General features: G+C 67.2%; 10 protein-coding genes. All 10 read right to left on the reverse strand.

Annotated features, from left to right (window positions below):
• Nucleotides 1-10: 10 nt before the first annotated feature.
• The gene (locus tag VSR71_RS20465) at nt 11-1027 is read right to left on the reverse strand and encodes a TerC family protein (RefSeq protein WP_342915670.1); all 1017 of its coding nucleotides are present in this window, start codon (nt 1025-1027) and stop codon (nt 11-13) included.
• 75 nt (nt 1028-1102) lie between these two features.
• Entirely contained in the window at nt 1103-3988 is a 2886-nt protein-coding gene (locus VSR71_RS20470) for an AMP-binding protein (RefSeq protein ID WP_342915671.1), read from the reverse strand.
• Between the two features lie 203 nt (nt 3989-4191).
• Nucleotides 4192-4749, reverse strand: coding sequence for a molybdopterin-guanine dinucleotide biosynthesis protein B (gene mobB, locus VSR71_RS20475; RefSeq protein ID WP_342915672.1), 558 nt, complete (start codon nt 4747-4749; stop codon nt 4192-4194).
• Nucleotides 4746-5462, reverse strand: coding sequence for a carbonic anhydrase (locus tag VSR71_RS20480; protein ID WP_342915673.1), 717 nt, complete (start codon nt 5460-5462; stop codon nt 4746-4748). Before VSR71_RS20480 ends, mobB begins: the two co-directional genes overlap by 4 nt.
• A gap of 29 nt (nt 5463-5491) precedes the next feature.
• Nucleotides 5492-6253, reverse strand: a complete 762-nt coding sequence (locus VSR71_RS20485) for a peptidylprolyl isomerase (RefSeq protein WP_342915674.1) — start codon at nt 6251-6253, stop codon at nt 5492-5494.
• 17 nt (nt 6254-6270) lie between these two features.
• Nucleotides 6271-6954 (reverse strand): respiratory nitrate reductase subunit gamma, encoded by a 684-nt coding sequence (gene narI, locus VSR71_RS20490; RefSeq protein WP_342915675.1) that lies wholly within the window; start codon nt 6952-6954, stop codon nt 6271-6273.
• A 200-nt stretch (nt 6955-7154) separates the two neighbouring features.
• Nucleotides 7155-7820: a nitrate reductase molybdenum cofactor assembly chaperone gene (gene narJ / locus VSR71_RS20495; RefSeq protein WP_342915676.1), complete on the reverse strand. Its 666-nt coding sequence runs from the start codon at nt 7818-7820 to the stop codon at nt 7155-7157.
• Nucleotides 7821-7847: 27 nt separating this feature from the next.
• Complete coding sequence (gene narH, locus VSR71_RS20500) at nt 7848-9398, reverse strand: nitrate reductase subunit beta (protein WP_342915677.1); 1551 nt, start codon at nt 9396-9398, stop codon at nt 7848-7850.
• A complete protein-coding gene (locus tag VSR71_RS20505) occupies nt 9395-13141 on the reverse strand; it encodes a nitrate reductase subunit alpha (RefSeq protein WP_342915678.1) in 3747 nt (1248 codons plus the stop codon). The genes narH and VSR71_RS20505 overlap by 4 nt, the downstream gene beginning before the upstream one ends.
• A 188-nt stretch (nt 13142-13329) precedes the next feature.
• Nucleotides 13330-14715 (reverse strand): NarK family nitrate/nitrite MFS transporter, encoded by a 1386-nt coding sequence (locus tag VSR71_RS20510; RefSeq protein ID WP_342915679.1) that lies wholly within the window; start codon nt 14713-14715, stop codon nt 13330-13332.
• Nucleotides 14716-14729: the final 14 nt, after the last annotated feature.

A 14729-nucleotide genomic window follows, 5' to 3' on the forward strand; every position in this document is an offset into this window, starting at 1 on the left:
GGCTTGCTCCTCATGTGCGCCGGTTACCGGCCTCGCGTTCGCGCGCTGCGCCGCTACGGCCCGGCTGATCGCCCGCCGCGGCGGTCCGCCTGGTCCTGGCCTGGCTGAGCAGGACGGAGACGAACAGCGTCATCGCGACCGCGCCCAGGGACCAGTGCACCGGTACGTGGAACCACGGCTCGACCAGCATCTTGGCGCCGATAAAGGCGAGCACGATGGCGAGGCCGTACTTCAGGTACTGGAAATGCGCCGCCAGGTTGGCGAGCAGGAAATACAGGGCCCGCAGACCCATGATCGCGAAGATGTTCGAAGTGAAGACGATGAAGGGATCGGTGGTCACGGCGAAGATCGCCGGGATGCTGTCGACCGCGAACACCAGGTCGGTGGCCTCGACCATCAGCACCACCACGAACATCGGGGTGGCATAACGCAGGCCGTCGATGCGTACGAAGAATCGTTCGCCGTGATATTCCGAGGTGATCCGCATATGCGCGCACAGGAAGCGGACGATGGGATTGCGCGAGAGGTCGGGCGCGTGCCTGGACATGAACAGCATCTTGATGCCGGTGATGACGAGAAACACGCCGAACACGTAGAGGATCCAGGCAAACTGGCTGATCAGCCATACGCCCACCAGGATCATGGCGGCGCGCATCAGGATCGCGCCGAGCACCCCGAGCAGCAGCACCCGGCGCTGCAGTTCCGGCGGCACGGCGAAATAGCCGAAGATCATCGCGAACACGAACATGTTGTCTACCGACAGCGACAGCTCGATCAGGTAGCCGGTGTAGAACTCCAGCAGCTTGCGATAGGCGGCGTCGTGGCCGGCGTCCTCGGCCACCACCCACCAGAGCGCGAGGCCGAACAGCGCGGCCAGGGTCATCCAGGTGAGAGTCCATCCCAGCGCCTCGCGCGAGGAGACCCGGTGCGCGTGCCGCCCGCCAAGGACAAAGATGTCCACGAGCAGCGTGCCCAGCACCAGGACGAAAAATCCGGCCCACATCGGGGCGGTGGCAAAGGTCTCCATTGCCTTATGGTGAGACGGCGGGTGAGACGGCGGGTGTGACGGCCGGCGGCTGACGCCAGGTCCGGCCAGCGGGGATCATGGCAGCTGCCGCGCGAGGTGGGGCCGCGCAGGCTGCGCCTTCACGCGCAGTGCATCGGGCTCGCCGCAGTAGTGCAGGATCTCGGCGCGGGCGGCATTGCGCAGCCGCATTGCCGCCGGCCAGTCGTGCCCGTCAGGCGGCAGGGGCTGGCCGATGACGACGCTGATCGGCCCCCGGCGCGGCAGCCACTGGCCGTCGCGCAGCACCGAGCGGGTGCCCCGCAGCGCAATGGGAACCACCGGGGCGCCGGCACGGGCGGCGGCGACGAAGGCGCCCGAGCGGAATCGTTGCAGCCCGGGCTCGCGGCCGAAGGTGCCTTCGGGGAACAGCAGGGCCGATCGCCCGCCGTGCACTGCCTCGACCAGCCGCTCGATGGCCTCGGATTCGCGCACGTTGTCGAAGCGGTCGATAAAGTCGGCCCCGATGCTGGACAGGTAGGCGCCAGGGATGCGTTGCGCTTGCAGTTCGCGCTTGGCCACCACGCATACCGGCATCGGCAGCGCGGCGATCAGCACGAGGCCGTCCAGGTAGCTGGCATGGTTCGATACCAGCACGCAGGCGCGATTGCGCGGCAGGTGCTCCAGCCCCTGCACGAACCATGGCACCGCGGCCAGCCGCAGCAGCAGCCGGGCGGCGTGGTGGCTGAGCGCCCATGCCATGGCAGGCCGGTGCATTGCCACCGATGCCAGGCATGTCACTGGCGCCATCGCGGCGAACAACAGCCACGCGTACAGCGAATAGGACAGCCCGGCGGCGGCATGCCGGCCGCGCCGCAGCTGCGGCAGCAGCGCCTGCCAGCCGAAGCGCGCAATCTGCAGCCATGGCGCGGCTTCGCCCAGGCCGGTGCCGCCATGCTCGAATCGCTCGCGGCAAGCGGCGCGCCGGATCTTGCCGCTCGACGTCTTCAGGATGGTGTGCGGCGGCACCAGCACGACATGGTCCGGCGGCATGCCCAGTACATCGAGCGCGGTCTTCAGCGCCTGCCGTTGCAGCGCGTGCCGCGCCGCTTCGTCCGTTGCCGCGGTTTCCGCCATCACCACGATATGCTCGGTGCCGCTGTCAGGATCGGGGCTGCCGAACACCGCGACGCAGCCCTTGCGGATGCCGGGAATGGCGCCGATGGCCTGCTCCACTTCGTAGGGATAGAGATTGCGGCCGCCGCGAACGATGGTTTCCTTGGCGCGCCCGGTGATGAAGAGCTCGCCGTCGGCGAGATAGGCGTAGTCGCCGGTGTTGAGCCAGCCGCGGTCGAACAGCTGGCGCGTCTGTGCCGGGTTGCGGAAATAGCCGCTGGTGGCCGATGGCCCGCGGAACTGCAGCAGGCCCTCCCGCCGCTCGGGCAGTTCGCAGCCGCTGGCGTCGACGATGCGGATATCGTGGCCGGGCAGCGGCCGGCCGCACGAAGGGATCTCCATGGCATCGCGTTCGCCTGCCACGGCTTGCCCGTCCGCGTCGGCGGGAACGGCGCGCGATGTGCGTACGAATGCGGCGCGGTCGATGCGGTCGGCAGTCAAATCGCGTCCCGGCGGCGGGAACGTCAGCCCCACCGATGCCTCCGCCAGCCCGTAGACCGGCGCTGCCGCCTGTGCGCGCAGTCCATGCCGGGCAAAGCGCGCCGTGAAATTGCGCATGGTCTGCAGGCTCACCGGCTCGGCACCGTTGAAGGCGAAGCGCCAGCTCGACAGGTCCAGCCCCGACAGGTCCGCCTGCGCCAGCCTGTGCAGGCACAGTTCATAAGCGAAATTGGGCCCGCCCGACAGCGTGCCCCGGTACTTGTGGATCGCCCAAAGCCAGCGCTCGGGTCGCGCCAGGAACGTGAGCGGCGACATCACCACCAGCGGGAAGGCGTAGTACAGGCTGCCCAGCCAGGCGCCGATCAGGCCCATATCGTGATACAGGGGCAGCCAGCTGACAAAGACGTCGCGCGAGTCGACCGACAGCGCCATGCCCATGGCGCGCAGGTTGGCCAGCAGGTTGGCATGCGTCAGCACCACGCCCTTGGGCGAGCCGGTGCTGCCGGAGGTGTATTGCAGCAGCGCGATGTCGTGCGCGCGCAGCATCGCATGGACCGGCGCGGCAGCGGTGTCCTCCACCTCTTGTGGCGTCAGCACGCTTTGCAGCGTGCCGGTGCTGGCCTTGAGCAGGGTGGCGAGCGGGCGGGCTTCGGCCACCGTGATCAGGATCGGCGCCTGCGCGTTGGCCAGGATGCCGGTGTGGCGCTGCAAGTGATCGCCGATCTGCGCCAGCCGCGCCGGCGGGTAGAGCGGCACGGGGATCCCGCCTGCCATCAGGATGCCGGTAAAGCAGTAGAAATACTCCGCGCTGGTTGGCAGCATCAGCGCCACGGTCGTGCCGGCGCGAACGCCGCGCGCGGCCAGGCCGGCGGCCACGCTACAGGCGCGCCGGTGCAGTTGCGCAAAGGTGATCGGCGTATCCTCGCCTTCGCCGCTGTGCAGGATGATGTGAGTACGGTCAGGGTGGCGGTGCAGGTGCCAGCGCAGCACGTCCGTCATCGTGGCGGCGCCTTCCGGCGCCTGCGCCGCACCATCTGCCGATGCCGGGCTGGCCAGCCGTGCGGGCCCATCCTCGGCGCCGGGCGGCAGGTCCCTGGCGGCGAGCACGGCGCGCAGCAGCGCGCGTGGCGTGTCCGCCTGCGCCAGTACCTGCTCCGGCAGGCTGACGCTGAAGCGCTGCTCGATGCGGGTCAGGAGTTCGGCGCGCGTCAGGCTGTCGAAGCCCAGTTCGGCTTCGAGCGCGCTGTCCATCGAGGGGGCGGCCGCTGCACCGGATTCGGCCTGCGGCCGCATAGCGGTAGACATCTCCCCCACGATGCCGAGCAAGGCATCCTCGTAGTTCTGCCGCGGGGGCGAGTCCTCGTTCATTCGCTTATTGCCTGTGTCCGCGCAAATTGGCGGCTGCCGCCTGCCGCGTACGGGCAGGCGGCAGCACCGGCGGCGACGGTACTGACACCCCTAAAGATAGGCGGCGTGCGGAAATTGTCGAGGCGGGTGGCGGGACGGGCACTGGCGCGGGTGTTCCGGCGAGGTGCAGACGCAGCATCCCGCACATGCCGCCGGGGTCGCTTTCAGGCGGCGACCATGTCCATCGCTTTGGGGAAAGCGCCAGGGTCGAGCGGCTCCAGATGGTTCCGGCCGCGCATGGAGAGGATGAACCGCCCCACCTGCGCAATATTGTCCAGGGGCAGGCATGGCAGCAAGGTGTCGAGCCGCGCATCGGTAGCCACCGCCAGGATCGAAGGATCGCAGGGATAGTAGGGCGCACGCCCATGCGCCGGGCGATACACCTCGATGCGCGGAATATCCTCCCGGCGGAAGCCTTCGACCAGCGTGATATCCGCCGGCCGCAGCCGCGCCACCTGTTCGGCAAGCGTCGGCTCGGCTTCGTCGGCCAGCTCGCGCACGATGGCGTAGCGATAGGGCGAGGCCACCATCACTTCCGTGGCGCCGGCCGCGCGAAAGCGCGCGCTGTCCTTGCCGGGGGGCTCGAGTTCCAGTGGATGGTGGCTGTGCTTGATCACGTTGACGCTCAGGCCGTGCGTGCGAAACCAGGGCAGCAGTGCGGTGATCAGCGTGGTCTTGCCGCTGCCGGAGGTGCCGGTGATGCCGAAGATAAAGGGATTCATGTCGTGACGGATTCGGTTTGTGCGGCGGTAATGGGCAAAGGGCATACCAGCGGCAGGAAGGCATCGGCGCGTTGCGAGTAGGCCAGCAGCGCGCCGGCCTGAAGGTCGAAGTACCAGCCATGCAGCGTCAGCTTTCCTGCTTCCAGCGCGCGCCGCACGAACGGGAAGGTCTGCAGGTTGCGCAGCGAGACCAGGATGGCCGCCTGTTCGCAGGCGCGCTGGCGCTGCGCCGGGCTGGCGTCGGCAAGCGATTGCTCCACCTGCCGGCGCGCCGGTGCGGCGATGCGCACCCAGGCGCCGAGGTAGTCGCCTTCGTCACCCTTGTCGCCTTCGTCGGGCGGATGGTCGCCGGCGTCGGCCGGCTGCGCCAGCAACGCGCGGATGCCGCCGCAGCCGCCATGGCCCATCACGATGATGCGGTCGACGTGTAGTTGCTCGACGGCAAACTGGATCGCGGCGGACACGCCGTGCAGGCTGCCTTCATGACGCCCGGTGCAGGGCGGCACCAGGTTGCCGATATTGCGCACGGTAAAGAGATCGCCCGGGTCGCATCCCAGCAGCAGGGCCGGGTCCACGCGCGAGTCGCAGCAGCCGATCAGCAGGGTGGGCGGTTGCTGCCCGGTGCGCAGCGCGTCGAACAGGCTCGGCGCATCGTCGAAATAGCGTTGCTGGAACCGCTCGAAGCCCTTCAGTAGATGTTCGATCTGATGCATGGCGGTTTCCGTTGGTCAGGATGGCGGCGCTACTGCACCAGAGGGCTGTCGGCGCCTTCCAGTTCGATGCCTTCGATGCGGGCGCGGCCGATCAGCAGGCTGGCGTATTGCTTCCACGCGCGGTCCCGCGCCGCCGTGGCCAGCGCACAGGCGATGTCGCCGCGCACGGCGTCGAAGGGCAGGCGGGTGCCGGGGCAGCGCTCCAGGATGCGCACGATATGCAGTCCGAAGCGGCTCTCGACCAGTTGCGGCAATACGCCGTCATGCTGCGCGGCAAAGAGCGCGCGCTCGAACTCGGGCGCGGTTTCGCCGCGGAACACGCGGCCCAGGCGGCCGCCGTTGTTGCCGCTCGGGCAGTTCGACAGCGCGCGGGCATGCTGAGCGAAGCTCGACGGATCGCCGCGCACCAGCGCCAGCGTCTGCGCCGCGATTTCGCGCAGCGCGTCCAGCGGCACGCGTGGCGTCACCTGGAACAGGATGTGGTCGGCCTCGACCCATTCGCCGTCGCGGAAGCGCTCCGGACGGCTGTCGTAGTGGCGGCGGCAGCTGGCTTCGTCGGGCTCGGGAATGCCGGCCTCGCGTTCCAGCAGCGCCATGGCGAGCGCATCGTCGTTGCTGTCGTCCTGGCCGGGCACGCTCAGGCCGATGCGGCCGGCCTCTTCGCGCACCAGCAGGCGCAGGATGGCCGAGATCGTCGCCATCTTCGCGGGATTGGCCGCGTCATGATGATGGTCCAGCTCGCGTTCGATATCGGCGTCGCGCAGTTCCACGCCGTTGACAGTAACAGGCATGTCGGTTCTCCCTTGGTTCAGCGGCCACGTACCAGCTGCCAGGCGCGGCCAACGTAGCCGACCGAGGCAAAGCCGCTCCACACATGCACCAGCCGCGTGAACGGGAAGATCGCGAACAGCGTGATGCCCATGAACAGGTGCGCCTTGAACAGCAGCGGCGCGTCGGCGATATGGCTGGCGGCATCGCCGCGCAGCGTGACGAGATGCTGGGCCCAGGTCATCAGCTGCACCATCATGTGGCCGTCCATGTGGCTGGCCGACTCAAAGATGGTGGACAGGCCCAGCAGCAGCGTGACCAGCAGCCACAGCAGCAGCACCTTGTCGCCGGTGCGGGTCACCGCGGACACGCGCGCGTTGGTCAGGCGGCGATGCAGCAGGATCAGCAGGCCGGCCAGGCACATGGTGCCCATCACGCCGCCGGCGGCCATTGCCACGCCTTGCTTGAAGCCGTGCGAGACGCCCAGCGCGTCCCATACCGCCACCGGCGTCAGCAGGCCCACCAGGTGGCCGAAGAACAGGCCCAGGACGCCGACGTGGAACAGGATGTTGCCCATGCGCAGGTTGCCGCGGTAGAGCATCTGCGAGCTGTCGGTCTTCCAGGTGTACTGCTCGCGCTCGAAGCGGGCCAGGCTGCCGAACAGGAAGATGGCGGCAGCGATGTAGGGGTAGATGCCGTAGAGGAATTGGTGGAGGGTTGCCATGGTGTTAGCTCGTTGAGAGGATTGGGCTGCAGGTTGCCCCGGTGTCCGTCTGTGCCAGCTGTGTTCCCTCTCCCCTCAGGGGAGAGGGCAGGGTGAGGGGTGGTTTAAGCACCGGCGCTTCGTCGAAGCTCCCGCCCTCACCCCCCGCCCCTCTCCCGCGTGCGGGAGAGGGGAGAAAACAGTCGGTCGGCGAAGGCATATCAGCAAGGCACCGGCACCGGCGCCGTGCCGCGCGGATAGAACTTCACCGTCTGCGGCCCGGTCTGCGGCGCCAGCAGCGGCTCCACGCCATCGGCGCCCGGACCGAAGGTCTCCAGCGCCTCGTCCATGTCCCGCACCGGCGGCTCCTGCTGCGGTTGCGGCTGCACGTCGGTCAGCGTGCGCAGCACGGCGAACACGCCGGCGTACGGACTCAGGTTGCGCGCGAGCCGGTCGCCGATCGCGGCCAGCACGTGGATCGCCTCGCCCAGCAGCTGCTCCGCGCGCTCGTCCTTGCCATCGGCGCTCAGCGCACCGAGGAACTCCAGGAACAGCGGCACGTAGTCCGGCAACTCCGACGCGGCCGGCTCGAAGCCGTCGCGCCGGTATTCGTCGATCAGGTCGACCATCGCCTGGCCGCGGTCGCGGCTTTCGCCGTGCACATGCTCGAACAGGTGCAGCGAGTGCGAGGGGTTGCGGTCGAAGGTGGCGACATAGTTTTCCTGCAGCGCGATCAGCGATTCGCCGCGCAGCATGCCGGTCACCGGCGCCAGCATGTCGCGCGCCTGCGGCCATTCGGCCAGGGCGGCGTCGATCTCGGGCAGCGCGTCGATCAGGTCCTGCTCGGGATAGCCGAGCAGCGCGCTGAGGATGGGATAGAGGGGCATGTTCTTCTCCGGTTGGTTCGCGAGCGCTCAGCTCATCACGGCCTTCTTGCGCGACCTGGGCATGTCGACAAAGTGGACGCTGCCCTGTGGCTTCTTGCCGAACAGCGCGCCATCCGAGGTGCCACCCGAGCAGCCGTTGCCGAAGGTAAAGCCGCAGCTGGCCTTGTCGTTGAAGCTGTCCTCGACCATTTCCTTGTGCGAGGACGGGATCACGAAGCGGTCCTCGTAGTTGGCGATGGCCATGGTCTTGTACATGTCCTCGACCTGGGCGGGCGTCAGCCCCACTTGCCTGAGCACGTCCAGGTCCTGCACGCCGTCCACCACCTGCGAGCGCTTGTAGGCGCGCATTGCCAGCATGCGGTCCAGCGCCGACAGCACCGGCATCACATCGCCCGCGGTCAGCAGGTTGGCCAGGTACTTGACCGGGATGCGCAGGCTCTTGACGTCGGGGATGATGCCGTTCATCCCCATGTGGCCCGCTTCGGCCGCCGACTGGATCGGCGACAGCGGGGGGATGTACCAGACCATCGGCAGCGTGCGGTACTCCGGGTGCAGCGGGAAGGCGACCTTCCACTCGCACGCCATCTTGTAGACCGGCGACTTGCGCGCGGCGTCGAGCCAGCTTTGCGGGATGCCCTGGCGCAGCGCCTCGGCCTGCACTGCCGGGTCGTGCGGATCGAGGAAGACGTCGAGCTGCGACTGGTACAGGTCGCGCTCGTCGGCTACCGACGCGGCCTGCTCGATCCGGTCGGCGTCGTACAGCATGACGCCGAGGTAGCGGATGCGGCCGACGCAGGTCTCGGAGCAGACCGTAGGCTGGCCGGCCTCGATGCGCGGATAGCAGAACAGGCATTTCTCGGCCTTGCCGCTCTGCCAGTTGAAATAGATCTTCTTGTACGGGCAGCCCGAGATGCACATGCGCCAGCCGCGGCACTTGTCCTGGTCGACCAGCACGATGCCGTCATCCTCGCGCTTGTAGATCGAGCCCGAGGGGCACGAGGCCACGCAGGCCGGGTTCAGGCAGTGCTCGCACAGGCGCGGCAGGTACATCATGAAGGTGTTCTCGAAGGTCGAGTACATCTCCTTCTGCACGTCGTCGAAGAGCTTGTCGCGGCCGCGCGAGCTGAACTCGCCGCCGAGGTCGTCTTCCCAGTTCGGGCCCCATTCGATCTTTTCCATCTTGCGGCCGGTCAGCACCGAGACCGGGCGCGCGGTGGGCGGGGTCTGCGACAGCGGCGCCTTCTGCAGGTGCTCGTAGTCGTAGGTGAAGGGCTCGTAGTACTCGTCGATCTGCGGCAGGTTGGGATTGGCGAACAGGTTCGCCAGGATCTTCAGCTTGCCGCCCTGGCGCGGCTCCAGCGTGCCGTCGGCATTGCGCTTCCAGCCGCCCTGCCACTTGTCCTGGTTCTCCCATTCCTTGGGATAGCCGATGCCGGGCTTGGTCTCGACATTGTTGAACCACGCGTACTCGACGCCGTCGCGGCTGGTCCAGACGTTCTTGCAGGTCACGGAGCAGGTATGGCAGCCGATGCACTTGTCGAGGTTCAGCACCATGGCTACCTGGGCGCGGATCTTCATTGCGTTGCTCCTTCCTTGTTGGATTCCACCAGCGGCCCTTCCAGCCAGTCGACCTTCTTCATCTTGCGCAGGATCACGAACTCGTCGCGGTTGCTACCCACGGTGCCGTAGTAGTTGAAGCCGTAGGCCAGCTGCGCATAGCCGCCAATCATGTGCGTGGGCTTGGTCACGGCGCGCGTGACGGAGTTATGGATGCCGCCGCGCATGCCGCTGGTCTCGGCGCCAGGCACGTTCACGATCTTTTCCTGGGCGTGGTACATCAGGCACATGCCCTTGGGCACGCGCTGCGACACCACCACACGCGCCGTCAGCGTGCCGTTGACGTTAAACACTTCGACCCAGTCGTTGTCGCGGATGCCGTTGGCCTTGGCCTCAGCTTCGGAGATCCATACGTGCGGGCCGCCGCGCGACAGCGTCAGCATGCGCAGGTTGTCGGAGTAGGTCGAGTGGATGCCCCACTTCTGGTGCGGCGTGATCCAGTTCAGCACCAGCTCCGGATTGCCGTTGGGCTTCTTGCCCAGCATCGGCGCGACGGTCTTGGTATCGATGGCCGGCTTGTACACGCACGCGCCTTCGCCGAAGTCCAGCATCCAGCGGTGGTCCTGGTAGAACTGCTGGCGGCCGGTCAGCGTGCGCCAGGGAATCAGTTCATGCACGTTGGTGTAGCCGGCGTTGTAGCTGACCTCTTCCGATTCCAGCCCCGACCACGTCGGCGCGGAAATGATCTTGCGCGGCTGCGCCTGCACGTCGCGGAAGCGGATCTTGTCGTGCTCGCGCCCCTCCGCCAGGTGGGTGTGGTCGCGGCCGGTGATCTTCGACAGCGCTTCCCACGCCTTGACGGCGACGTGGCCGTTGGTTTCGGGCGCGAAGGTCAGGATCATCTCGGCGGCGTCGATTGCCGTTTCGAGCTTCGGGCGGCCCTGGCTCACGCCAGGTTCCGCCACCGTGTGGCTCAGGTCGCCGATTTCCTTCACCTCATGCTGGGTGTTCCAGTTGATGCCCTTGCCGCCATTGCCGAGCTTGTCGAGCAGCGGGCCGATCGAGGTGAATTTCTTGTAGATGTCCGCGTAATTGCGCTCCACCACCGTCATCGAAGGCGCGGTCTTGCCCGGGATCAGGTCGCACTCGCCGGCCTTCCAGTCCTTCGGCTCGAACGGCTGGCCCAGTTCGCCCGGGGTGTCGTGCAGCAGCGGCGTGCAGACGAGGTCCTTGCGCGTGCCCAGGTACGGACCGGCGATCTCGCTGAACTTCTTCGCGATGGCCTTGTAGATTTCCCAGTCGGTCTTGCTTTCCCACAGTGGCTGCACGGCTTCGGACAGCGGGTGGATAAAGGGGTGCATGTCGGACGTGTTGAGGTCGTCCTTCTCGTACCAGGTTGCCGTCGGCAGCACGATGTCGCCATACAGGCAGGTGGTGCTCATGCGGAAGTCCAGCACGGTCAGCAGGTCGAGCTTGCCTTCGGCGGCCGGGCGCACATTGACTTCGCTCGGCGTGATGGCGTCGGCCTCGTCGCCGAACACGGCGTTCTGAGTGCCGAGCAGGTACTTCAGGAAATACTCATGTCCCTTGCCCGAACTGCCCAGGATATTGGAGCGCCACACGAACATGTTGCGCGGGAAGTTGGCCGGATTGTCCGGATCGTCGCAGGCAAACTGCATTGCGCCCGACTTCAGCTGCTCGACGGTGTAGGCCACCGGATCCTTGCCGGCCTGTTCGGCCGCGTCGACCACGTCGAGCGGGTTGGTGTCGAGCTGCGGCGCCGACGGCAGCCAGCCCATGCGCTCGGACCTGGCGTTCAGGTCGAGCAGCGACAGGCCGTCATAGCGCTTGCGATCGGCGGTCGGTGACAGGATTTCGTCGACGGCCAGCTTTTCGTGGCGCCACTGGCTGGTGTGATTGTAGAAGAACGAGGTGCCGTTCATCTGGCGCGGCGGACGCGACCAGTCCAGGCCGAAGGCCAGCGGGGCCCAGCCGAACTGCGGGCGCAGCTTCTCCTGACCGACATAGTGGGCCCAGCCGCCGCCGCTCTTGCCGATGCAGCCGCACATCATCAGCAGGTTGACGATGCCGCGATAGATCATGTCGTTGTGGTACCAGTGGTTCAGCGCGGCACCGACGATCACCATGCTCTTGCCTTGCGTGCGGTCGGCGTTGTCGGCAAACTCGCGCGCCACCTGGGTCACCAGGCGGGCCGGGACGGAGGTGTGCTTTTCCTGCCAGGCAGGGGTGTAGGGCACGTCGTCCTCATACGACGACGCCACGTTGGGGCCGCCCAGGCCCTGGTCGACACCGTAGTTGGCCATCTGCAGGTCGTACACGGTCGCCACCAGCGCGGTGCTGCCATCGGCCAGCGTGATGCGGCGCGCCGGCACGCGGCGGCGCAGCAGTTCGTCGTGTTCGCCGCCAAAGTAGGGGAAGCCGACTTCCACTACCTCATCGTGGTGGCTGAGCAGCGACAGGCGCGGCTCGACCGGGCGGCCGCTGCCGCCGTCCTTCATTTCCAGGTTCCAGCGGCCCACCTTTTCGCCGCCGTTGTGCGCGGCCTCGCCCCAGCGGAAGCCGATCGAGCCATTGGGTGCCACGATCTCGCCGGTGGCGTCGTCGATTTGCAGCGTCTTCCATTCCGGATGGTTGGCTTCGCCGAGGTTGTCGGCGAGATGCGAGGCGCGCAGGAAGTGGTCGGGCACCAGCGTATCGCCGTTGTCCTGATTCTGGCGCAGCAGCACCAGCATCGGCATGTCGGTGTATTGCCTGACGTAGTCGCGGAAGTAGGCTGACTTGCCGCTGGCGTGGAATTCCTTCAGCACCACATGGCCCATGGCCATCGCCAGCGCGGCATCGGTGCCTTGCTTCGGCGCCAGCCAGATATCGCCGAACTTGACCATCTCGCCGAAGTCGGACGAGACCGCGACGGTCTTGGTGCCCTTGTAGCGGACTTCGGTGTAGAAGTGAGCGTCAGGCGTGCGCGTCTGCGGCACGTTGGAGCCCCACACCATCAGGTAGGTCGAGTTGTACCAGTCGGCCGATTCGGGCACGTCGGTCTGTTCGCCCCAGATCTGCGGGCTGGCCGGCGGCAGGTCGCAGTACCAGTCGTAGAACGACAGGCAGGCGCCACCGAGCAGGCTCAGGTAGCGCGCGCCGGCGGCGTACGAGACCATCGACATTGCCGGGATCGGCGAGAAGCCGATCACGCGGTCCGGGCCGAACTTCTTCACGGTGAAGGCGTTGGCCGCGGCGATCATCTCGGTGGCGGTGTTCCAGTCGGCGCGCACAAAGCCGCCCTGGCCGCGCACGCTCTTGTAGCGCGCCGCCTTCTTCGGGTCCTGGCTGATCGATTCCCAGGCGGCGATCGGGTCCATGGTCTTGCGGGCCTCGCGCCACATTTCCATCAGGCGGCCGCGGATCATCGGGTACTTGACGCGCTGCGCGGAGTAGACGTACCAGCTGTACGACGCGCCGCGCGGACAGCCGCGGGGCTCGTGGTTGGGCAGGTCCGGGCGTGTGCGCGGGTAGTCGGTCTGCTGCGTTTCCCAGGTGATCAGGCCGTTCTTCACGTAGACCTTCCAGGAGCAGGAGCCGGTGCAGTTCACGCCGTGGGTGGAGCGCACGATCTTGTCGTGCTGCCAGCGGCTGCGGTAGCCGTCTTCCCACTTGCGGTCTTCGTTCACCACCGCGCCGTGGCCGTCCGCATAGGTGGACTTGACGCGCGACATGAACTTCAGTCGATCCAGGAAATGACTCATTTGCTTGTTCTCCGCGAGGCTTTTCTGCGGCGCTCCGGGGATTGCGGGAGCGTTTGCAGGGACACCTTGAGCTTATGGGGGAGCGGGGCGGCAGCCAATTCGCTGGTGGAACAGCCGCCGCGTGGCGATCGGGGGAGGGTGCCTTGCGTGGGACTAGTTCCGAAGAACTAGTCCGGCCGGCAAGGCGGTCAGCAGGGCATGGGCGCGTTGCGGCGCGCGTAGCACCACCAGGTCACCAGCACGCAGCTGACGTAGAAGGCGATGAAGCAGTACAGCGCGGTATCCGGTGCGCCGGTCAGCTCCAGCGAGGTGCCGAAGCTCTTGGGGATGAAGAAGCCGCCGTACGCACCGATCGCGCCGGAGAAGCCCAGCACCGCGGCGGATTCCTTGCCGGCTTCCTGCAGCGCCTGGCGTTGCGCGACGTCGCCCTTGCCCCTGGCGGCGCGCTGGCGCTCGGTCAGGAAGATCACCGGGATCATGCGGAAGGTCGAACCGTTGCCGATGCCGGTCAGTGCGAACAATGCGATGAAGGCCGCGAGGAACCAGGTGAAGTTGCCGCCGGCGCCGTCATGCGGCAGCGCCGCCAGCACCGCGAACACCGCCGCGATCATGCCGACGAAGGTCCACAGCGTGACGCGCGCACCGCCGAGCTTGTCGGAGATCCAGCCGCCCAAGGGACGCGTCAGCGCGCCGACCAGGGGCCCCAGGAAGGCATAGGCGGTGGGGTTGACGCCCGGGAACTGCGACTTGGTCAGCAGCGCCAGGCCGGCCGAGAAGCCGATGAACGAGCCGAAGGTGCCCACGTACAGCCAGCACATCAGCCAGTTGTGCTTGCGCTTGAAGATCACCGCCTGCTCGGCAAACGATGCCTTGGCATCGGCGATGTCATGCATGCCGAACCATGCGGCCAGCGCCGACACCACGATGAATGGCACCCAGATAAAGCCGGCGTTCTGCAGCCACAGGTCCTGCGTGGCGCCGTTGGCCTGGTACTGCTGCGGCTCGCCGCCGAGCGCGCCGAACACCGCCAGCGACACCACCAGCGGCGTGACGAACTGCACCACCGACACGCCCAGGTTGCCGATGCCGGCATTCAGCCCGGTGGCCAGCCCCTTCTTCGCCTTGGGGAAAAAGAAGCTGATATTGGCCATCGACGAGCTGAAGTTGGCGCCGCCAAGCCCGCACAGCAGCGCCAGCACCAGCAGCGTGGGATAGCCCGTGGACGGATCGCGCAGCGCGAAGCCCATGCCCAGCGCGGGGATCAGCAGCAGCGCGGTGGAGATGGCGGTGAAACGGCGCCCGCCGAACACCGGCACCAGGAAGGAATAGAAGATGCGCAGCGTGGCGCCCGACAGCGCCGGCAGCGCGGTCAGCCAGAACAGCTGGTTCTTGGTGAACTGGAAGCCGGCGCGGTCGAGGTTGACCGCGACCACGCTCCACAGCATCCAGACCACGAACGCCAGCATCAGCGCCGGGATCGAGATCCACAGGTTGCGATAGGCGATGCGCTCGCCCTCGCTTTGCCAGAATGCCGCGTTCTCGGGCTCCCAGCGGGTGAGTACGGATGAGGTCATGATTGGTGTGCCTT

This window comes from Cupriavidus oxalaticus, assembly GCF_038900635.1.
GTDB classification, from domain to species: domain Bacteria; phylum Pseudomonadota; class Gammaproteobacteria; order Burkholderiales; family Burkholderiaceae; genus Cupriavidus; species Cupriavidus oxalaticus_B.

What these genes read in the sequence shown, in the direction of transcription:
- VSR71_RS20470 (WP_342915671.1), bottom strand. Translation starts at nt 3,988, where the DNA reads ATGAACGAGGACTCGCCCCCGCGGCAGAACTACGAGGATGCCTTGCTC.
- VSR71_RS20505 (WP_342915678.1), bottom strand. Translation starts at nt 13,141, where the DNA reads ATGAGTCATTTCCTGGATCGACTGAAGTTCATGTCGCGCGTCAAGTCC.
- mobB (WP_342915672.1), bottom strand. Translation starts at nt 4,749, where the DNA reads ATGAATCCCTTTATCTTCGGCATCACCGGCACCTCCGGCAGCGGCAAG.
- VSR71_RS20480 (WP_342915673.1), bottom strand. Translation starts at nt 5,462, where the DNA reads ATGCATCAGATCGAACATCTACTGAAGGGCTTCGAGCGGTTCCAGCAA.
- narI (WP_342915675.1), bottom strand. Translation starts at nt 6,954, where the DNA reads ATGGCAACCCTCCACCAATTCCTCTACGGCATCTACCCCTACATCGCT.
- VSR71_RS20510 (WP_342915679.1), bottom strand. Translation starts at nt 14,715, where the DNA reads ATGACCTCATCCGTACTCACCCGCTGGGAGCCCGAGAACGCGGCATTC.
- VSR71_RS20485 (WP_342915674.1), bottom strand. Translation starts at nt 6,253, where the DNA reads ATGCCTGTTACTGTCAACGGCGTGGAACTGCGCGACGCCGATATCGAA.
- narJ (WP_342915676.1), bottom strand. Translation starts at nt 7,820, where the DNA reads ATGCCCCTCTATCCCATCCTCAGCGCGCTGCTCGGCTATCCCGAGCAG.
- narH (WP_342915677.1), bottom strand. Translation starts at nt 9,398, where the DNA reads ATGAAGATCCGCGCCCAGGTAGCCATGGTGCTGAACCTCGACAAGTGC.
- VSR71_RS20465 (WP_342915670.1), bottom strand. Translation starts at nt 1,027, where the DNA reads ATGGAGACCTTTGCCACCGCCCCGATGTGGGCCGGATTTTTCGTCCTG.